At 70.6% G+C, this 19734-nt stretch carries 17 protein-coding genes; 5 read left to right on the top strand and 12 right to left on the bottom strand.

Annotated elements, in window-relative coordinates; all coding sequences use genetic code 11:
• Window positions 1–43 precede the first annotated feature (43 nt).
• Window positions 44–1261 (bottom strand): hypothetical protein, encoded by a 1218-nt coding sequence (locus DA085_RS03845; RefSeq protein ID WP_154402089.1) that lies wholly within the window; start codon window positions 1259–1261, stop codon window positions 44–46.
• A 69-nt stretch (window positions 1262–1330) separates the two neighbouring features.
• Between DA085_RS03845 and DA085_RS03840 the strand changes: the two genes are divergently transcribed.
• Window positions 1331–2410 carry a winged helix DNA-binding domain-containing protein gene (locus tag DA085_RS03840; protein ID WP_154402088.1) on the top strand — a complete coding sequence of 360 codons (1080 nt, stop codon included), beginning with the start codon at window positions 1331–1333 and terminating at the stop codon, window positions 2408–2410.
• 82 nt (window positions 2411–2492) lie between these two features.
• On the opposite strand, the gene fdhD is transcribed toward DA085_RS03840, so the two are convergent.
• Window positions 2493–3317 (bottom strand): formate dehydrogenase accessory sulfurtransferase FdhD, encoded by an 825-nt coding sequence (fdhD, locus tag DA085_RS03835; protein WP_109471626.1) that lies wholly within the window; start codon window positions 3315–3317, stop codon window positions 2493–2495.
• A 75-nt stretch (window positions 3318–3392) separates the two neighbouring features.
• On the opposite strand from fdhD, the gene rnhA reads away from it, so the two are divergent.
• Window positions 3393–3842 carry a ribonuclease HI gene (rnhA, locus tag DA085_RS03830; RefSeq protein ID WP_109471625.1) on the top strand — a complete coding sequence of 150 codons (450 nt, stop codon included), beginning with the start codon at window positions 3393–3395 and terminating at the stop codon, window positions 3840–3842.
• Window positions 3839–4498 (top strand): HAD family hydrolase, encoded by a 660-nt coding sequence (locus DA085_RS03825; protein ID WP_109471624.1) that lies wholly within the window; start codon window positions 3839–3841, stop codon window positions 4496–4498. Before rnhA ends, DA085_RS03825 begins: the two co-directional genes overlap by 4 nt.
• Window positions 4499–4504: 6 nt before the next feature.
• On the opposite strand, the gene DA085_RS03820 is transcribed toward DA085_RS03825, so the two are convergent.
• The 3 genes from DA085_RS03820 to DA085_RS03810 form a co-directional block, all read right to left on the bottom strand.
• The gene (locus DA085_RS03820) at window positions 4505–6058 is read right to left on the bottom strand and encodes an MFS transporter (RefSeq protein ID WP_109471623.1); all 1554 of its coding nucleotides are present in this window, start codon (window positions 6056–6058) and stop codon (window positions 4505–4507) included.
• A 180-nt stretch (window positions 6059–6238) separates the two neighbouring features.
• Window positions 6239–6394 (bottom strand): MetS family NSS transporter small subunit, encoded by a 156-nt coding sequence (locus tag DA085_RS03815; RefSeq protein ID WP_109471622.1) that lies wholly within the window; start codon window positions 6392–6394, stop codon window positions 6239–6241.
• The gene (locus tag DA085_RS03810; protein WP_109471621.1) at window positions 6391–7944 is read right to left on the bottom strand and encodes a sodium-dependent transporter; all 1554 of its coding nucleotides are present in this window, start codon (window positions 7942–7944) and stop codon (window positions 6391–6393) included. The genes DA085_RS03815 and DA085_RS03810 overlap by 4 nt, the downstream gene beginning before the upstream one ends.
• Before the next feature lie 203 nt (window positions 7945–8147).
• Here DA085_RS03810 and DA085_RS03805 point away from each other — a divergent pair, with 203 nt between their 5' ends.
• Window positions 8148–10709 carry an HNH endonuclease signature motif containing protein gene (locus DA085_RS03805; RefSeq protein WP_109471620.1) on the top strand — a complete coding sequence of 854 codons (2562 nt, stop codon included), beginning with the start codon at window positions 8148–8150 and terminating at the stop codon, window positions 10707–10709.
• A gap of 97 nt (window positions 10710–10806) precedes the next feature.
• On the opposite strand, the gene DA085_RS03800 is transcribed toward DA085_RS03805, so the two are convergent.
• The 3 genes from DA085_RS03800 to DA085_RS03790 are packed head-to-tail and all read right to left on the bottom strand — an operon-like array spanning window position 10807 to window position 14207.
• Complete coding sequence (locus DA085_RS03800) at window positions 10807–11640, bottom strand: CoA transferase (protein WP_109471619.1); 834 nt, start codon at window positions 11638–11640, stop codon at window positions 10807–10809.
• On the bottom strand, window positions 11637–13595 hold the full coding sequence (locus DA085_RS03795; protein ID WP_109471618.1) for an anthranilate synthase family protein: 1959 nt from the start codon (window positions 13593–13595) through the stop codon (window positions 11637–11639). Before DA085_RS03795 ends, DA085_RS03800 begins: the two co-directional genes overlap by 4 nt.
• Window positions 13596–13631: 36 nt before the next feature.
• A complete protein-coding gene (locus tag DA085_RS03790; protein WP_109471617.1) occupies window positions 13632–14207 on the bottom strand; it encodes a sugar O-acetyltransferase in 576 nt (191 codons plus the stop codon).
• 121 nt (window positions 14208–14328) lie between these two features.
• Between DA085_RS03790 and DA085_RS03785 the strand changes: the two genes are divergently transcribed.
• Window positions 14329–14739, top strand: coding sequence for an MmcQ/YjbR family DNA-binding protein (locus DA085_RS03785; RefSeq protein WP_109471616.1), 411 nt, complete (start codon window positions 14329–14331; stop codon window positions 14737–14739).
• 64 nt (window positions 14740–14803) lie between these two features.
• Here DA085_RS03785 and DA085_RS03780 read toward each other — a convergent pair whose 3' ends face one another.
• The 4 genes from DA085_RS03780 to uxaC are packed head-to-tail and all read right to left on the bottom strand — an operon-like array spanning window position 14804 to window position 19647.
• Window positions 14804–16099 (bottom strand): nickel-dependent putative hexonate epimerase, encoded by a 1296-nt coding sequence (locus DA085_RS03780; RefSeq protein WP_109471615.1) that lies wholly within the window; start codon window positions 16097–16099, stop codon window positions 14804–14806.
• Window positions 16096–16827 (bottom strand): gluconokinase, GntK/IdnK-type, encoded by a 732-nt coding sequence (locus DA085_RS03775; protein WP_109471614.1) that lies wholly within the window; start codon window positions 16825–16827, stop codon window positions 16096–16098. Before DA085_RS03775 ends, DA085_RS03780 begins: the two co-directional genes overlap by 4 nt.
• Complete coding sequence (locus DA085_RS03770) at window positions 16824–18224, bottom strand: mannitol dehydrogenase family protein (protein WP_109471613.1); 1401 nt, start codon at window positions 18222–18224, stop codon at window positions 16824–16826. The genes DA085_RS03775 and DA085_RS03770 overlap by 4 nt, the downstream gene beginning before the upstream one ends.
• Before the next feature lie 10 nt (window positions 18225–18234).
• Window positions 18235–19647: a glucuronate isomerase gene (gene uxaC, locus DA085_RS03765; RefSeq protein WP_109471612.1), complete on the bottom strand. Its 1413-nt coding sequence runs from the start codon at window positions 19645–19647 to the stop codon at window positions 18235–18237.
• Between the last annotated feature and the right edge of the window lie 87 nt (window positions 19648–19734).

Raw genomic sequence — 19734 nt, 5'->3', positions numbered from 1 at the left:
GGGACGCAGCAAGGGCTTCACGCGCGGCCCGGATCGCCCCGGCTCAGAGGTCCTTCAGGAGCCCGGTCACGAACTTCCGCGCGTCCTCGTCGGTCTCGAGCGGGGGCAGGTCGTCGTCGGCCGGCGAGTCCTTGGCTGCCTGCCTCGCCAGGTAGCGGACCGTGGACCACGGCGTCGCCAGCCACGACAGGTCCATCATCTCGTTGATCTCGGCGGCGGTGGGGTGGCTGGGGTCCGGGTTGAGCCGGCCGGCCTCCCGCTGGGCGACCTGTGCCTGCTCGTGGTGGGCAATGATGGTCTCCTGCTGGCTCAGCCAGAGGTCAACCTGCTGGTCGACCATCTCGTGCCGCTTCCGTCGCCAGGGGTTCGCGTCGACGAGGATGTCGAAGATCCACTTCTCCTCGTCCCACCACCGGCCGCTGTCACCGAAAGTCATCGCGGGACTCACCGACGGCCAACCGCTCCCGACCGCGGGCAGTGCGACGAAGGCCTCCCGAAGCGCCCGCCGACCGCGACCGGTCCAGAACGGACGGGCATCAACGGTGCGCACCACCTCGTGGAGGCGGGTTCGGATCAGCTCGGCACCGACCCGGATGCGCTCCATCTCCCGCTCCGGCGCACCATCGCCTCGTGGGTCCTCGTCCAGGTGGGTCAGCCGGTCGGCCGCCTCCTCCACCTCGTGGGTCAGCACGTGCCGCAGCGGCAGCCCGAGCGGCACCAGCAGGGGTGCGATCACCGGCTTCCAGATGCCCCGTCCCACCACCCGCAGGGAGACCCGGAGCTGCTCACCACTCTCGGCCGGGACCACGCGGGCACGGAGCCGGACCAGCAGCCAGTCGAGGGTGATCTCCACGTCGAGCAGCCGGTCCCGCCGCGGCGAGAAGAACGCCTCGGCCGCCAGGTGTCGCAGGGTGCTCGTGACACTCATCGAACCGCACGCGTCCAGGCCGTCCAGCCGGACCACGACGCGGCGTGCGGGGTCCGCCACCTCCTGGTACTCCGCATACAGGTCGCGGCGGTCGTGCGGCCCGCCGATCCCCCACGCGGCCGAGCCCACGACCGCACCCTCCGGAGGAACCCACCGATAGATCGCCCCCGGGCGGAGGTGATCGCCGGCGTCGAGTTGGACGTGACCGCCCTTGAGGTCGAACGGCCCGGCACCCTCGCCACCGGTGTCCATCGGCTCGGTCACGCCGCGCCACCAGGCGTCGAACCCCTGGTCGCTGGGCCAGGTCACCGGCGTCTGCTCAGTCCATCGCACGGCCCGATCCTGTCACTACCCGTGGCCAGGAGCCTGGCCGTCCCGGACTCTGTCGACCAGACTGTGGGCATGCCCACAGACACCGACATCGCCCGCTGGAGGCTGCGCAGCCAGCAGCTCGCCGAGCCGACGGGCAGGCGCGCCACCGAGGTGGTCTCCTCGCTGCTGGCGGTGCAGGCCGAGAACCCGGCGCAGTCCGCGTGGGCCGTGGCGACACGCACGCCCGCCCCCGACCCGGCCGACCTGGACTCCGCCCTCGCCGACGGGACCATCATCCGGACGCACGTGCTGCGGCCGACGTGGCACTACGTGAGCGCCGAGGACCTGGTCTGGCTGCTCGAGCTCACGGCGCCACGGGTGCGACGGGTCACCGGCCAGCAGCTGCGTGGCACCCACGGGCTGGACGATCGGGCGATCGACCGGCTCACCGAGACTGTGCTCGCCTCCTTGGCCGACCAGCTGACACGTGCGCAGCTGGCCGCTGCGCTCGCCGCGGCCGGCCACGACCTCACCGGCCAGGCGCTGATGATCCTGTTGGCCGATCTGGAGCTGCAGGGCCTGGTGTGCAGCGGTGCGCCGGTGGACGGCGTCCACACCTACGCCCGGCTCGCTGACCGCGTGCCAAGGCCGCGGCGGCTCGGTCGCGAGGAGGCCGCGGCCGAGATCGTCCTGCGCTACGTGCGTGGTCACGGACCGGTCACCGAGAGGGACCTGTCCTACTGGGCGACCCTCACCCTGACAGATGTCCGAGCAGGCCTGGCGGACGTCGCGGACCGTCTCGAGAGCTTCGAGCACGGCGGCCGCACGTTCTGGCACACCGCCGGCGAGGAACCGCCCTCGGGCCCCCAACGGCCGGCCGCGCACCTGCTGCAGCTGCTTGACGAGACCTACCGCGGCTACCAGGACTCCCGGATGATCCTCGACGCCGCCGGGGTGGTGCCCAGTGGACGGGAGGCCATGATCGGCATGGCCCTGGTGGACGGCCAGCTGGTCGCGGGCATGAAACGCACGGTCACCGGCGAGCGGGTGCTCTTTGAGCTGCAGCCCCACGGCTCGTGGTCGCCGGACCACCTGCCACACGTGGAGGACGCCGCCGCCAGGTACGGCGCGTTCCTCGGCCGTCAGCCCGAGGTGCGTCTCGTCGGGTGACCGGCCCGGTGCCCATCGACCGGGACGACATCAGGTCAGAGCACCCGGCCCTGCTCGGTCACGGGACCATCCGGTCCGGGGATCACGGGACAACCCGGTCCGGGTGGCTGTAGACGTTGAGCGTCTCGCCGCGGTTGAACCCGATGACTGTCACGCCCAGCTCGTCCCCCAGCTCGACGGCGAGCGCCGAGGGCGCGGAGACGGCCGAGAGGACCGGGATGCCCGCCATCGCGGCCTTCTGCACCAGCTCGAAGGACGCCCGGCCGGAGACCTGCAGCACCGAGCCGGCCAGTGGCAGGCGCCCCTCGAGAAGGGCCCATCCGACGACCTTGTCGACGGCGTTGTGCCGCCCGACGTCCTCCCGCACACAGACCAGCTCGTCGCCGACGAGCAGGCCGGCCGCGTGCACCCCGCCGGTCCGGTCGAACACCTGCTGCTCGGACCGCAGCCGCTCCGGCAGACCCAGCAACACCTCGAGCGGGACGGTCAGGGAGTCCCGGCTGACGGCATACGGCGAGGTCTTGCGCACCGCCTCGATCGACGCGGTGCCGCACACACCACAGCTGCTGGAGGTGTACACGTGCCGTTCCATGGTCGTGTCAGGGAGCGGGACCCCTTCGGCCAGCCGCACGTCGACCACGTTGTAGTCCCGCTCACCGCCGGCCGCGATGCCGGAGCGGTAGTCCATCGAGCGGATCTGCTCGCGCCCGGTGACCACACCCTCGCTGACCAGGAACCCGGCGACCAGCTCGAAGTCGTGGCCCGGCGTGCGCATCGTCACGGTGAACGAGCGGCCGGCGACCCGGATCTCCAGGGGCTCCTCACCGGCCAGGACGTCGGCCCGCACCCGGGTGGACCCGTCCCGTCCCAGCCGGGTCACCCGCCACGGCCTGGTCACGCGCGCCATGAGCCTCCTTCGTCACGCCCAGCGTAGCCAGGCGCCTGCGCCGCCGTGGGTGCGCCGCTGGATAGGGTCACTCCCATGACTGAGGCACAGACCGCCGTGGAGATGTGGAGCGACGGGGCCTGCAAGGGCAACCCCGGCATCGGCGGGTGGGGCGTGTGGATGCGATCGGGTCAGCACGAACGCGAGCTGTGCGGCGGGGCCGAGCTCACGACCAACAACCAGATGGAGCTGCAGGCCGTCATCGAGGGGCTGCAGGCCCTGACCCGGCCGTGCGAGGTCACGCTGCACGTCGACTCCTCGTACGTCATGAACGGCATGAAGACGTGGATCGCCGGCTGGAAGAGGAACGGCTGGAAGACCTCGGCGAAGCAGCCGGTCAAGAACGTGGAGCTGTGGCAGGCGCTGGATGTCGAGGTCAGTCGGCACACCGTCCACTGGGTCTGGGTCAAGGGGCACTCCGGTGACCCCGGCAACGAGCGCGCCGACGAGCTCGCCAACCGCGGTGTCGACCTGGTGCGCGCATGAGCGCGCGCTCCGTCGCGGCCGTCGTCTTCGACATGGACGGCGTGCTCACCGACACCGAGACCATCTGGGACCAGGTCCGCCGCGGCCTGGCCGAGGCCGACGGGGTGCCCTGGCCCGAGGGGGCGACCGAGGCCATGATGGGTATGTCGACACCTGAGTGGGCGGACTACCTCGCCACCAGCGTGGGGGTCCGGGGCGACACGGCCGAGCGCACCCTGGAGGCGATGGCGGCGCACTACCGCGCGCACCTGCCGACGATGCCGGGCGCCGTCGAGGCCGTCCAGCGGCTGGCTGCCCGGTGGCCGGTGGCGGTCGCCTCGTCCTCCGCGCGCCGCCTCATCGACACCTCGCTCCAGACCCTCGGGATCGCCGACCTGATCCAGGTGTCGGTGTCTACGGAGGAGGTCGCCGCCGGCAAGCCCGCCCCGGACGGCTTCCTCCGCGCCTGTGAGCTGCTGGGCGTGGAGCCGTCCCGGGCGGTCGCCATCGAGGACTCCAGCAACGGTCTCCGCTCGGCGTCAGCCGCAGGGATGCGGGTGATCGCCGTGCCGCACGAGGCGTTCCCGCCCGCCCCCGACGCCCTCGCCCTCGCCGACCTGGTGGTGGCTGACCTGGACGAGGTGACCGTCGAGCTGGTGGCCGGGCTGGCGGGCTGAGCCCGTTCACGCGCTGGGCTGCGGCTCCTCCTCGGTGTGCTGGTCGTGCCCGTCCATCGGGGTCACGACAGCAACCGCCGCGGCCGAGGAGGCCGTGACCACGATCTGGCCCGGGGCAGTGGCGACCTGGTCGAGGGGCGGGACGTCCTGGCCGGGGGCCGCGGCGTCCTGGCCTGGGGCCGCGGCGTCCTGGCCGGGGGCCGGGGCGACCTGCCCCTCAGCCGCCGCGGGCGGGGTGGCCACGGCATACGTCCTCGAGAGGGCGCGGTAACCCGGCGAGGCCAGGGCCAGCAGCGCGACCAGCACCATCACCAGGCCGGCAGCAAGGAACACCAGCGCGATGCCACGGGACACCGGCGTGCCAGCTCCCAGCAGGGGCTCCAGGGCCAGCCGACCCGCCTCGGAGTCAGCGAACGGGATGATCCAGCGATCCGCGATCGGCGCGATGAGGAAGGCGGTGAGCGGCGCCGCCGCTGTCTCGACGGCCATCGCGAACCCGAACACCCGGCCCTGCCGCTGCAGGGGCACGACCCGCTGGATGACGGTCTGCTCGGCGGCCTCGACCACCGGGATGAGGCACATGTAGGCGAAGATGCCGACGACGTAGAGCCAGGCCCACTCGCGCACGGTGAACAACGAGCCGAGGACACCCATGGCCACCACACCCAGCAGCAGGGTGCGCACCGGCCTGGGCCCCAGCCCGAACCTGGCGACCAGGCCGCCGCCGACGATGAAGCCGAGCGAGGTCGCGCCGAGGACCAGCCCCCACACCTCCACCTCGAACATCTCCAGGCCGTAGGGGTCCATCAGCGCCATGTAGACGCCGCCGACGAAGTTGTTGAACGCCGAGAAGAAGATGAGCGCGAACAGCCCGGCGGAGGCGGCAATGATCGCGATCGACCCCCGGATGTCGACCCGGCCGTGGTCGTCCGAGCCGGCCGAGGCGGGCTCGGTCTCCTGCGGCATCCGGACGAGGAGCAGGTGCACCAACCCCACCGCCACGGCGATGGTCGCCACCACCAGGGTCCAGCCCATGCCCAGGAACCCGATGGAGAGCCCTGACAGCACGCTGGTCGCCAGGAAGGTGATGCCCTGGGCCGTCCCGACCAGGCCGTTGGCCCGGTCGCGCTCACCCTCCGGCACGAGGATCGTCACGCACGTCGACAGCGCGATGTTGCGCATGTGCTCCACGATCGCGCCGATCAGGATGAGGACCGCGAAGACCCAGAACCACGGCTGGGACAGGTCGGTCATGTCGGCCCCCGGCACCCGGGCGTAGAACAGACCCGCCAGGACGAACAGCACCAGCGTGCTGACCGACGAGGCGCGCATCACCACGATCTTGCGGTGGTGGTCGACGACCGAGCCGAACATGATGCTGCTCGCCGACACGAACAGCATGTAGGCACCGCCGATGACGCCGGTGGCCAGCACCGACCGGGTCTCGAGGTAGGCCCAGAAGGTCAGCGCGAACCACAGGAAGCTCGTGGTCAGCCCGGCCACGGCTGTGTTGACCAGGAGGTGCCCGAAGGTGCGACCCACGGGAGGAAGAGTGCTCATGCTCCAGTCTGACTCCCCGCACCGACAGTCCTCATCGGTCGGGAGGAGTCCGCCGTATGCCGGTCAGCAGGCAGGTGCGCTCGTGCGGCTGCACGCGGGTCGCCTACCTGGGTCAGGCTCCGGCGACCAGCGCCGCCCCGCGACCAGGGACGCGACGCCGGCCATGCGGCATACGGCCTGCTAGGTGTCGTGCGGGAAGGACACGTGGCCCTCCCTGTCACGCACCGGTTCACCGCCGGAGGCGCCAGAGCGGCGGTAGTAGAACACCGCCAGGCCGAGCCCTCCCCAGACCACGATGATTGCCAGCAGCAGGAACGCGATCGCGGTGCCGGTCATCGGACCTCCTCCAGGTCGTCCTCGTCACGCAGGGATTCCGGGTCGAAGGTCGTGTGGTCCTCGCGGCCCCTGCGTCCGGGGATCAGGGTGAACACGATCGCGAACACGATCGCGAAGCCGACCACGCCCCAGCCCATGAGGTTGAGGTACCAGGTCGGGTAGCCCTCGTAGCCATCGGTGATCAGTGAGAGACCGGTCGTGCCGACCATCACCAGGAGCATGACGGGCACCACGACGGACAGGAGCACCCGCCACCAGGCGCCCACCTGGAACGCGGAGACCCGGTTGAGGTGCGCCTGGAGCTCGGGCAGCTTGCGCAGCCGCCACGACACGACCAGCGTCATGACGATGGCCGAGGTGATGATGCCGATCTCGTTGATGTACTTGTCGACGGTGTCGAGCGTGTAGAGACCGGTGGTGGTGGCGAACAGCAGGATCGAGATGGTGCCGCAGACGCCGACCACCAGGGCTGCCGCAGCGGCCCGGGCGAGCTCGAACTTCTCCTGCAGCGCCGCCACGACCACCTGGGCGATGGAGATCATCGACGTGAAGCCGGCCAGCACGAGCGATCCGAAGAACAGCACGCCGAAGATCGGGCCGCCCGGCATCATCGAGATGATCTGCGGGAAGGTGACGAAGCTGAGGATCGGGCCGGTGATGCCCTCCAGGTCCTGGACGCCCACGCCGCTGGCCGTCGCCATGAAACCCAGCGTGGCGAAGACGCCGATGCCCGCCAGGATCTCGAACGAGGAGTTGGCGAAGCCGGCCACCAGACCAGTGGTGGTGAGGTCGGACCGGCGGCGCAGATAGCTCGAGTAGGTGATCATGATGCCGAAGGCGATGGACAGCGAGAAGAAGATCTGGCTGTAGGCCGCGAGCCACACGTCGGTGTTGGTGAGCTGGCTGAAGTCCGGCGTGAAGAGCGCGTTCAGTCCCTCCATCGCGCCGTCGAGGAACAGGGCCCGCACCACCAGGATCGCGAACAGGATCACCAGCAGCGGCAGGAAGATCACGTTGGCCTTCTCGAGGCCGTTCTGCACCCCGAGCACCATGACGAACAGCACTGCGAGCCACACGACGAGCAGCGGCAGCAGCAGGTGACCCACGACGTCCAGGCTCAGGCCGGGCTGCTCGGCCAGCTCCAGGTAGGTGCCGGTGAAGAAGGCGGTGGGGTCCTCGCCCCAGGCCTCGTTGATCGAGAAGTAGGTGAAGCTCGCTGCCCAGGCCAGGATGACGCCGTAGTAGCACATGATCACGAACGAGATCGCGACCTGGAACCACCCCAGGGACTCCCCGCCCCGGAAGAGGCGACGGAACACCGTGGGCGCCGACCCCTGGTAGCGGTGGCCGAGCGCGTAGTCCAGGAACAGGATGGGTATGCCCGCCGTCAGCAGGGCCACGAGGTAGGGGATGAGGAACGCACCGCCCCCGTTCTCGTAGGCCACACCCGGGAACCGCCAGATGTTGCCCAGCCCGACCGCCGATCCGATCGCGGCGAGCAGGAACCCGGTCTGACCCGACCAGTTCTCACGTTTGGTTGCCTTCGCCATAGTCGCCAGTGTCCTCCAACGAGGCCAGCGCGTCCATGAAATCGCGCGAGTGTCACAGGAGTCACTTCAGCACCACGTGACCGGAGGGGCCACTCCGCCGCGGTGCGCCGACCTGCTGCCACACAGGCTCTCCACACCCTTGTCTTTACTCGAACACCTGTGCTATTCTGATCGGAAGAAGGGGACTCGGGGAGGAGGTTGTTGTGGCATCGCGGACGACGAGCAGGACATCCCAGGAGCTGCTGGAGGCCCTCATGGAGGTGGGCAACCTGGACCTGCGCCTCCCCGCCGACGCCACGCGGGTCGACGACACGATTGACCAGGACGCCGCCTTCGCGGCCTGGGCTGCCGAGATGTCCACGTCGCACGGCCTGGACGCTGACGTCACGGATGCCGAGGAGGACCCCGTGCTGCACACGGTGCGGTCGCTAGGGATCCCCGACGAGCTGGCAGGATCACTGGCCGCCACGGTGCACGCCTGCGCTGTCGTCACGGCCGGCCACACGGCGCCACCTCCGGACGGTGACAGCAGTCTTCCAGCCCCGGACCTCCGCGCCAGGGCGAGTGAGCTGCTTGGTGCAGTGGAGGTGCTGATGACCTCCGGGGCGGTTCTCGATGAGTCGCTGGTGTCGGGGACACGCCAGCTCACGGCGGCCAACGGGCGCCTGCTGCTGGCGATCAAGGGCACCGTCTCGCCGGACGAGCTGAGTCCCACTGACCGCGACCGGTGGCGGGCCAGGTCCAAGTCTGTGACGCGGGGGGAGATCGCAGCCGCCACCGGCTGGGGGCGGGACGAGGTCTCCGACCTGGTCGCTCTGGCAAACACCCCGGCAGCCGTCACCGGTCCGGTGCGCAGAGCGCTTCGGGCCGGTGAGGCACCCTGGCGCCTGGCGCGAAGGTTCCACCGCGCGGCTGCGGACCTGCCCCACGAGCTGGCAGCGGAGGTTGCCAACGGGATGTTCGGGTCGGACCCGGCTGTCGCGGTGAGCGAGCGGCTCGACAGTGGGGGCAACTTCACCGGCCGCCCCTGGAGCCACCGGGAGTACTACCGCGCACTGGACCGGGAGATCGCCAAGGCCAGGGCCAGGGCAGAGTTGCAGGACCCCGACCGGAAGAAGAAGTCACGGGCACAGCTCATCGCAGCCAGCGATCTCTGGATCACGATGGATCCTGACGGGACCGCATCTGTCGGGTTCCGGTGCAGCGCAACCCAGGCTGCGGCCATCGGCGAGCGCATCGAGGCAGCCGCACGTCGAGCGCGCGCCGGTGGTGACAAACGGCCCCTCAACGTCCTTCGGGCCACGATCGCCACGGCTCTCCTGCTCCACGGCACTCTGGTGCGGCCCACGACGGGCACCGACCAGCGCGCGGACGCGCCGATGGGGGCTGAGGGCGACTCACCACCATCTGGACAAGCGAAGTCACCACCGCCTGGCCAAACGGATGTCCCACGCGGCCAGGACCCAGGGCCACCGGCGGATGACAGACCCGACCCACGTCCCTCCCTCATTGATATCGAGCACTCCGAGCAATTGGATCGGATCCTGGACGGGCTGCCCTCCGCGACGATCAACATCCTGGTGCCGTTGACAACGCTGCTACCCCATCTCGGACAGCAGCTGGATGCCCCTGCCAGCGAGCAGCACGGCTCGGCCCAGAACTCACCGGAGGACACTGCCCCAAGCACGGGGGAGGATTCTGTCCCGAGCACACCAGAGGACCCTGCCCAGGTCCCAGCAGCCCCCGGGCCGGGCGTCGGGGAAGTCATCGGCAAGTATCCGCACTTCCTGAGTGGTGCCCAGATCCGCGAGCTGGCCCTCACCCCTGGGACCAGCCTGTTCCGGATCCTGACCGACCCGGTCACTGGTCGTTACGTCGAGCGCAGTTCCACCGCCTACCAGTTCGACGCCGCGATGCGCCGGAACGTCATCTTCGCCGACGTGACCTGCCGCGCGCCAGGCTGCACGGTCTCTGCCGCACAGTGCCAGTTCGATCACGTGCAGGAGTTCGGCACACCGGGTGGCGACACGTCCGAGGCCAACGCTGCGCTCTTGCACGGCGTCGATCACCAGCGCAAGACCGAGAAGCTGTGGGACGCGATCATTCACCCCAACCGTGACATGACGTGGACCTCGATGCTCGGGCGGATCTATCGCACCAAGGCCCACGACTACAACCAGTACACAGCTCTCCTCCGGGCCACCACGGCCGAGGTGGCGGCTGCGTCAGCCGATGACTTCGCCGAGGCACTCGATCTGGCCGTCTACGCGGCCATGTCGTATCGGCCCGCCCATGACCCGCTCGAGGCGGAGGACGACGATACCGAGCAGGAGACCTTCCCTGCCTGGGACCTCATCGGCCTGCGGCACCTCGACGCCCATGGTCGGCGGCAGTGGCGCCCTGATCCCGACGTGGCGGAGGTGGAGCGGCAACGGATGGCAGCGGCACGGAGCCACCACCAGCAACCCGACGGCGGTGAGAGCAGGGTCCCGGCGAGCCTCACCACAGATGGTCAGGTTCAGGACGACCGCCGGCAGGAGGCCCCGGGGAACACTGACCCGGACGAGTCACCAGGCACTGACCCGGACGAGTCACCAGGCACACTCCCGGACGAGTCACCAGGCACACTCCCGGACGAGTCACCAGGCACACTCCCGGACGAGTCACGAGGCACCGGCCAAGCCGGGCCACAGGACATCGGCCAACCCGAGTCACGGGACGGCGGCCCGTGGGCGGGGGCGAACGATGACCCTCCACCCTTCTGATCTGACGCGACGAGCTGGTTCTGGAGGTGCCCAGCCCGTCGTCCAGCGCAAGGGAACTACCGATCCGCAGTCCGGGCCGCGCCGATCGGGCCGGGTCTCAGCGCACCGCGACGAGCGGGAGGTCGTGCGCCGCTCCCCACGACTCCCACTCATCGGCGGGACGCTCCAGGAACACCGCGGCGAGCGCCTCGTGGGTGGCCTCGACACCAAGCTGCTCCAGCAGCCGTCGCCTGAAATGCGGCTCGAGCGCGGCCACGGCAACGCGCCCCGAGCGGGCTGGATAGATGTTGTAGGCAGGGTCTCCACCACCGAGGACGCCACCCGGGGCTGTCAGCCCGTGCCTGAGCGGCTCTCCCAGGTCGTGCGCCGACTCGACCAGTCCGACCTCGGCATAGGTCCCGGTCCCGTGCCGCTCGAGCTCCCGCAGGACCAGCAGCGACTCGGTGACGACGCGCTCCGCGCAGGTCAGGTCGGCCAGCAGGACGCGCGGCAGCTCGGTCCCGGACCCGAGGAGGCCGACCTCGGCCTGGTAGGTCAGATCGTGTCCCGCCTCCTCGGCCCGGTCGCCGGTCGCGCCGACGATCGCGACCCAGCCCAGGCGGGGCCAACGCTGTGCCACGGAGTCGGGCGTGAGGCCAAGGCGTGCCAGGGCGCCGGGACGCGAGGACGTCAGCAGCAGGTGGGCACCGTCCAGCAGACCGGTGAGCCGCTCCTGGTCCGCAGGATCCTTGAGGTCGAGCTGGAGCACCTGCTGGTCACTCACGAGGTCGTCGGCGAGCGCGGGGGCGACGGTGCGCAGGATGTCTCCGGCGGGCCCCTCGACGCGGATCACCTCGGCGCCCTCCCTGGTCAGCCGCCGGGCGGCCACCGGGCCGGGCAGCGTGCCCGCGAGGCTGACGACGCGCACCCCCGCCAGGCGCCCGGCGCTCACGCGTCCGCCAGGTCGGGCGCGGAGGTCTGGCCGAGGGGTCGCAGTGCGTGTGTGATCATCTCGTGCAACGTGACCAGGCCGTCCCGCGACAGCACCGACTCGGCGTGTCCCTGGATGCTCGCCACACCGGGTCCGCGGAGTGCCACCACCCCGTGCTCGGGATGGGACGACTGCTCCAGCTCCAGCGGCCCCCCACGACCATCGAGCACCGCATGACCGGGCCGTGCCACGAAGGTGTTGTAGAACCCGATCCGCACCGGGCTCCCCCACAGGTCGACCTCGAGCTGGACCCCCTGGTTGGGCCGGGCCAGCTTGGTGATCTCCAGCCCCGCCATGCGCGCGAGCACCTGGTGGCTCAGGCAGACCGCCAGGAGCGGCGCCCCTGCAGCCAGGCGCACCCCGATGAGCTCCCGGAGCCGCGTCAGACGCTGGTCCGAGGCATCGTCAGGGTCGCCGGGTCCGGGCCCGAACAGCACCAGATCGGCTGCCTCCACGTCCGCGGCCGTGACCTGCTCCCAGCGCAGCACCCGGGCGTCCATGCCGAGGTGACGCACCTGGTGGGCGAGCATCTGGGTCCACATGTCCTCCACATCGACGACCAGCACCGAGCGTCCCACCAGCGTGGGGTCGGGCCTGGCCTCCTGCGGCGAGAGCCAGAAGGCGGCGAGGGCGTCGTTGCGTGCCTCCAGCGCCTCACCGACCCCGGGCAGGTCGGCCAGCGTCGGCGTCTCGCGGACCTCGCGCCGTGGCCGCAGCCCCAGTGCTGCGAGCATGCCGCTGGCCTTGGCCGTCGTCTCGGCCACCTCCGACACCGGGTCGGAGTGCCGCACCAGGGTCGCCCCAGCGCTCACCGTCACGGTGCCGCCGCCGTCGAGGTGGGCCGCCCGGATCAGGATCGGCGCGTCGAGCGACTCCGGCCCCACGACCCCCGGGACATCAGCGGTCACCCGGCCACCCGGCATACCCGGCCCCTCCTCCCGCTCCAGCAGGGCGAGCACACCGGAGTAGTAGCCGCGCCCCGCCGGCTCGTGCCGCCGGATCACGGCGCAGGCGTTCTCCATCGGCGAGCCCGTCACCGTGGGCGCGAACATGGTGGCGCGCAGCACGTCCCGCGGGTCGGTGTCGGCGAGGCCGTCGAGCAGGTACTCGGTGTGCGTCAGGTGCGCCATCTGCTTCAGGTAGGGCCCCGTGATCCGCCCGCCGTGGGTGCAGATCTGGGCCATCATCTTCATCTCCTCGTCGACCACCATGAAGAGCTCCTCGGTCTCCTTGGTGTCGGCGATGAACCGGCGGAACGACTCCTCCAGCCCGGCACCGTCCCGCGGGTGGCGGAAGGTGCCGGAGATGGGGTTCATGCGGACCCGGCCGTCACGCACGCTGACGTGCCGCTCGGGCGTCGCCCCCACCAGCGTGTGGCCCGGTGTGTGCACCGCGAAGGTCCAGTAGGTGCCGCGCTCGTCGGTCAGCAGCGTGCGGAACCAGGTCAGGGCCGCGATCGCCGGGTCGGTGTCGGTCTGTGCGACGACGTCGCGCCGGATGACGAAGTTGGCGCCCTCGCCGTTGCCGATCTCGTCCTCGATCACGCGGGTGACGATCCCGGCATAGTCCTCGTCCGAGACGCTGAAGTGCTCGCCGGTCACCTCCACCGGAGCGGAGGGCAGTATGCCGGACAGCTGGCCCACCGGGATCCGCTCGGTCTGCGTGGCGACCAGGACGCGCAACGGCGTGCCGTCGTCGTGGGCTGCGAAACCACGCTCGGTGATCTGGCGGTAGGGAACCATCGCCAGCACCGGCCGGTCGGCTGTCGCCGCCGGGATGTCAGCCAGCAGGCCCACGTCGTGCACCTCACCGACCAGCAGCTCGACCTCCGGGCCCTCCTCGCGCCACAGCAGCGCCCAGCTCAACCCGGTGGGGTCGGCGAGGACGCGGTCGAGCAGCGGGGTCGGGGTCGGCATGCGCTGATCCTGTCATCCCGCCGGAGCTGGAGACGCTCAGGCCTCGTAACCGGTGGAGCGGATCACCCGGGCCGGCACTCCTGCCACGATCGCGTTGGCCGGGACGTCCTTGGTCACGACGGCGCCCGCCCCGACGATCGCGCCGTCGCCGATGGTCACTCCTGGGACGACCGTCACCGAGGCACCGAGCCAGACCTGGCGACCGATGACGACCGGCGCCGGCAGCATGTCACCCCGCCGGTCCGGATCGACCCCGTGGTTCAGTGTGGTGAGGGTGCTGCCGTGGCCGATGAGCGAGCCGTCCCCGATGGTGATGCCCCCGGTGTCCTGGAAGCGGCAGCCCATGTTGATGAAGACGTCCTTGCCCAGGTGCAGGTTCTGGCCGAACTCGCTGTAGAACGGCGGGAACAGTGCCACCGAGTCGTCGACGGGCCGCCCGGTGAGCTCGGAGAGCAGGGCGCGCACCTCGTCGGGGTCGCGGTAGCTGCCGTTGAGCTCGGCCACGACCCGCAACGCCTCCTGGGCCCGGTGGTGCATGAACTGGTGCGCCTCGGAGCCGGCCTCGATGAGGGCGCCGCTGTCGACGTGGGCGAGGAAGTCGCGGAGGTCCATGCCCCGATCCTGTCACCGCCCTGCCGCTGTCGCCGACGCTGCCTGCCCTAGTCAAACGCCCAGACCTGCCGGTGTGTCGCCGGCCGGTGCACGCCACGATCCTCCGTCCTACAGTGTGGGGATGGCCCGACGTGCGCGAGTCGATGACGTCCACCACGTCGCGGGCGGCATGCCCGGCGTGACACGCCACGTCGACGGACCCAAGGTCGTCTATCAGGTCAGCGGCCGGAGTTTCGTCTTCTTCCGCAACCCACGGCCCGACGCCGTCGACCCGGACACGGGTGAGCGGTTCGATGACGTCATCGTGTTCTGGGTGGAGTCGGAGGCCGACAAGCTCGCCCTGGTCGAGGACCCGGGCACGCCGTTCTTCACCACACCACACTTCGACGGGCATCCCTCGGTGTTGCTCCGCGGCTCCCGGGTCGCCGAGCTGGACCGGGACGAGCTGACCGAGGTGGTCGAGGACGCCTGGCTCGCCCGGGCCGGCAAGCGGGCGCGTGCCCAGTGGCTGGCCGAGCACGAGCTGGGCTGACCGCTGGGCTGACCGCCATCGGGCACCCTCGGCGGTCGGACAGCCCTCAGCCCTCAGACACCCCTCAGCGGTCGCCGAGCTTCTCCTTCGTCGCCCAGAGCCCCGCGGACGGCGTCGAGATGTAGAAGACCCGCTCCCCGTCGGGCATCTCGTTCCAGCCATCCTTCATCACCTCGGGGTTGTAGCGCTCCAGCGCGTCCTCGAGCGACATGTAGGAGTAGCCGACGGACTCGATCTCCTCACGCGTCAGCGCGCCCGGAGCGTAGGTGATGGTGAAACGCCCCTCGGAGGACCCGTGCACCAGGTGAGCCGTGCCGTGCGGGATGTCCTGCATGTCCGCCTGGGTCTTGTAGAGCTCGAGGACCTCGGACTGGCTGAGGTAGCCGTACTTGCGGATCAGCTCGTCGACCTCGGGCTGCTCCCCGAAGCGCTCGACGCCGGGGGCGATCACCAGCAGCTCGCCGCCGTCGGCGATCGCCATGCGGGTGCGGTAGACCGCCTTGTTGGCCACCCAGGTCGCGCGGAACTCGTCCGCCTGCATGACCGCGACGATCTTGTCGACCGGCTCGTCGAAGGCGGTGATGTTCTGGGCCTTGGACGCCCGTGCCGCATCGAGGTAGGTCTCCAGGTCGTCGCCGACAAAGACGCCGGTGTGCACCAGCCGGCCGTCGTCGTCGTAGTCCATGACGACCTGGAAGTAGACGTCCTTGAGGTCCTGCAGGAAGTGGTCCTCGGCGTAGTTGAAGCAGTGCCGGACCGGCGCGATGAGGTTGCCCAGGTTGTTCTCGATGCCGTAGACGGCCGAGGCCATGTGCGAGGCACCGAGCAGCCGCTTGCCACCCAGCCCGATGAAGTAGTTCTTGTTGTGGTTGGCGAAGCCGAGCACCTCGTGCGGCACGACGTGGCCGATGTTGATGATCAGGTCCCAGTCCTCGGTGACCGTCATCGTGTTGAGGTCGATCGGGATCTCCCAGTCGACGGCCCCGCCGGTCTGCTCCCTGACGAACTCGGCGGGCACGGTGCCGACGTTGGTGACGCCGTCCTTCCAGTCGTGGACATGGATCTTGTCCTCGGGGATGGACCCGAACATCCAGCGGTTGTCCTCCCGCGTGTGCGGCACGTGCTGCCCGAGCGTGGGGATCACGTGCACGTCGGCACCCTGCCCCTCCAGCAGCTGGTAGAACTGCTCGGTGATCCACCCGACGCCGGCGTGGGCACGGGTGATGTCCGGTGGGAGCAGCAGGACGCTCTTGTATGCCGTGATGCCCAGTCGGTCCTGAGCCTCCGTCAGCGTCTGCTCGACCAGGTCCTCGATCGTCGCGCGGTCGATCCTCGTGTCCTCGTGGCTGAACCAGGTCATGTCGGTGCTCCTCTGCGTGGGGGACGGTCGGGGGTGGTGGGGGCGCCGCCGGGACCGGTGAGCCAGGACTCGGCCAGGTCCACGAGCTCCTCGCGGCTGAGGGTGAGGTCCAGGGTCGCCCCGTGCTCGTCGGGCTGGAGCGGCTCGAGCGTCGCCAACTGGGAGTCCAGCAGGCTGCTCGGCATGAAGTGGTCGCGGGACATCATCCGCTTGCGGATGATGTCGGCCGGACCGTCCAGGTGCAGGAACGCCACGCGCGCCGGTCCTTCGCGGAGCAGGTTGCGGTAGGAGCGCTTGAGCGCCGAGCAGGCCAGCACCGTCGACTCGCCCGCCTCGGCCCGGTCCGTCATCCAGCCCGCGAGGGCGCGCAACCAGGGCAGCCGGTCCTCGTCGGTGAGCGGGATGCCCGCAGCCATCTTGGCGACGTTGGCCTCGGGGTGGAAGTCGTCGGCGTCAGCGAACCGGAAGTTCATCCGTCCCGCCAGCTCGGCCGCGATGGTGCTCTTGCCCGAGCCGGACACCCCGATGACCACCACGTGGTGGGTGTCTGTGCCTGCGTCGGGGGAGGTGGGCAGGGGGGCCGCCGGATCGGAGGTGGCTACCGGTTCGGAGGTGGACGGGGAGGCCGCCGGATCGGAGGTGGCTACCGGTTCGGAGGTGGGCGGGGAGGCCGCCGGATCGGAGGTGGCTACCGGTTCGGTTGCTCCCGGGTCCCGTGGGTCGCTCATCGAGCCCCCTCGAACTCGGCGACCTGGGTCAGGACCTGGTCGAGGAGCGGCGGTGACGGGGTGGTGATGCCCATCCAGCCGAGCACCGTCCGCACCGCCTCGGCGGGGTCCGTCGCAGCGAGCGCGGAGACCGTGTCCTGCTGGGCGTCGGTGACCGGAGCACCGTGACCGTGGAGGTGGGCGATCCACGCGGCGACCGGCCGCGTCGCCCCCGGCGGGGCGTGCCCGGCGGCGACCTCGGCCGCGAGGGCGGGCCCGAAGCGGATCGGGACCTTCTGCGACCCGTCGGCGGCGATCTGCGCGAGCAGGTGCCGGATGCGCGGGTTGGAGAACCGCTCCACCAGCGCCGCCCGGTAGTCCTCGACGTCGGCGACCTCGAGGTGTCGGGCCGCGACGTCCCACCACTCCTCGACCCAGCCGCGGACCGTGTCGTCGGAGATCGCGGACGACACCGTCTCGTGCCCCAGGATGGAGGCGCCGTAGGCCATCAGCGAGTGCGACCCGTTGAGCAGCCACAGCTTGCGCTGCTCGTGCTTGCTCACGTCGTCCACGAACTGGGCACCCGGCCACTCGGGTCGGCCCCGCGGGAACTCACCGGCCAGCACCCACTCCGAGAACGGCTCGGTCACCACCACCTGGGCGTCCTCGACGTGGAGCAGCTCACCGACCGCCTCACGGTCCTCGGCCGTGGCGCGCGGGGTGATCCGGTCGACCATGGTGGTGACGACCGTGACGTTCTCCTCGATCCAGTCCAGCAGCGTCGGGTCGACCTCGGTGGCCAGGTCGCGCACGACCTGGGCGACCATCCCGCCGTTGTCGGGCACGTTGTCGCAGGGCACGAGGGCGACCGGCCCCGCGTCGGCCGCGCGGCGGGCGAACAGTCCGGCGACCAACCGGCCCGGGGTCGTGCTCACCGCGTCACTCGCGGGGTCCTGGCGCAGAGCGGCGATGTCCGCGGTGACGTCCGGGTCGCTCAGGTCCAGACCGCCCCCGGGCAGCCGGCGGTAGCCGGCCTCCGTCACCGTGCTGGTCACCAGCGCCAGGTCCGGGGAGGCGAAGTAGCGCCGCAGCGCCGCCAGGTCGCTGCCCGGGTGCACCGCGCTCAGCGAGCTGATCACCTCCGGACGGTCGCCGTCCGGCTCCCGGACCAGCACGGTGTACAGGCACTCCTGCCGACCCAGGTCGTCGGCGACGTCGGTCGACCGCCCGGTGAACGCGGCATACCCCCACTCCTGTGCGTCCTCCGAGCGCTCGGTGAACCACGCCTGGTGGGCGCGGAAGAAGTTGCCGACGCCCAGGTGGACCATCCGCACCGGTGCCGGCGGTCGGCCGTGCTGCTGCCGGCTCAGCCGGGCGGCCGTTCCCGGCATCTCCTGGGTCTGTGCGGAGTCAGTCATGCGGTGCCTCTCAGAGCTTGAACGCGGCGCTCGGGACGGTGGTGACCAGGTCCCGCGCCACCCGGTGGGCGTCCTCCTCGCGCAACCGGTGGTCGGCGACCAGGCGGGCGAGGAAGGCGCTGTCGAGGCGGCGCGACATGTCGTGCCGGGCCGGGATCGAGCAGAACGCACGCGTGTCGTCGATGAACCCGGAGGTCCGGTAGAACCCGATGGTGTCGGTCACGGCCGAGCGGTAGCGGCCGATCGCCTCGGGGGCGTCGAGGAACCACCACGGGGCTCCCGCATAGACACTCGGGTAGAAGCCGGCCAGCGGGGCGATCTCCCGGCTGAACACCGTCTCGTCCAGGGTGAACAGGACCAGGTGGAAGCCGTCGGCCGTGCCGAAACGGCCCAGCAGCTCGCGCAGGCCCCGGGTGAACTCCACCTGGATGGGGATGTCGTGGCCCGTGTCCGGGCCGTGGGCCTCCAGCGTGGGCTCGTGGTGGTTGCGGAAGGAGCCGGGGTGCAGGGTCATCACCAGGCCGTCCTCGGTAGCCATCCGCGCCATCTCGACGAGCATGTGCCGCCGCAGCGCGGTGGCCTCCTCCTCGGTGGCGGTGCCGGCGAGCGCCGCGGCGTAGATGCGGGAGGCCTCGGACTCCTCCAGGGTCAGCGTGACCACGTCGGCGTGGCTGTGGTCACTGGACACGGCACCGTGCTCGACGAAGTAGCGCCGACGGTTCTCCAGGGCACGGACGTAGCCGGCGTACGAGCCGGTGTCCTCGCCCGAGACCTCCGCGAGGCGCGCGACCAGGTCCGGGAAGTCCGGTCGCCCGGGCTCGAGGTACCTGTCGGGCCGGAACGTCGGCATCACCCGGTGGTGGAACGTGTCGTCGGCGGCGAGGGTGTCGTGGTGGGCCAGGTCGTCGCACGGGTCGTCGGTGGTGGCCAGCACGGAGATGCCGAAACGGTCCATCAGCGCCCGGGGCCGGAAGTCCTCCCCCGCGATCACCGCGGCGACCTGGTCGTAGCTGGTCCGCGCCGTCTGCTCCGAGAGCGGCTCGGTGACCCCGAAGATCCCGACCAGTGCGTCCTCGAGCCAGTACCGCACCGGCGTGCCCAGGAACAGGTCCCAGTGGCGGCACAGGTGCGCCCAGGCCCGGCGGGCACCGTCCTCGTCCAGCTCCACCCCGCCGACGCCCAGCTCGGCCAGCGGCACCCCGGCGGCGTGCAGCATACGGAAGATATAGTGGTCCGGTGAGATGAGCAGCGACGTGGGGTCGCGGAACGGGGTGTCCTGCGCCAGCCACTCCGGCGGCACGTGTCCGTGCGGGCTGATGATCGGCAGGTCCTTCACGCCCTCATAGAGGGCCCGGGCGATGGCCCTGGTGCCAGGGTCGCCGGGGAAGAGCCGGTCCGGGTGCAGGGCCGAGTTCGGGGACATGCACACATACAAGCCGATAAGCCGCGGGACTTCCAGACCGGGAGACAACTGGTGGCAACTTGTTGGCGCTGCTCCTGACCCGGCCTA

It is taken from the genome of Ornithinimicrobium cavernae (assembly GCF_003121625.1).
GTDB lineage: Bacteria > Actinomycetota > Actinomycetes > Actinomycetales > Dermatophilaceae > Ornithinicoccus > Ornithinicoccus cavernae.
The sequence above is the reverse complement of the archived record's forward strand: the minus strand, read 5'-3'. Positions and strand labels throughout refer to the sequence as shown.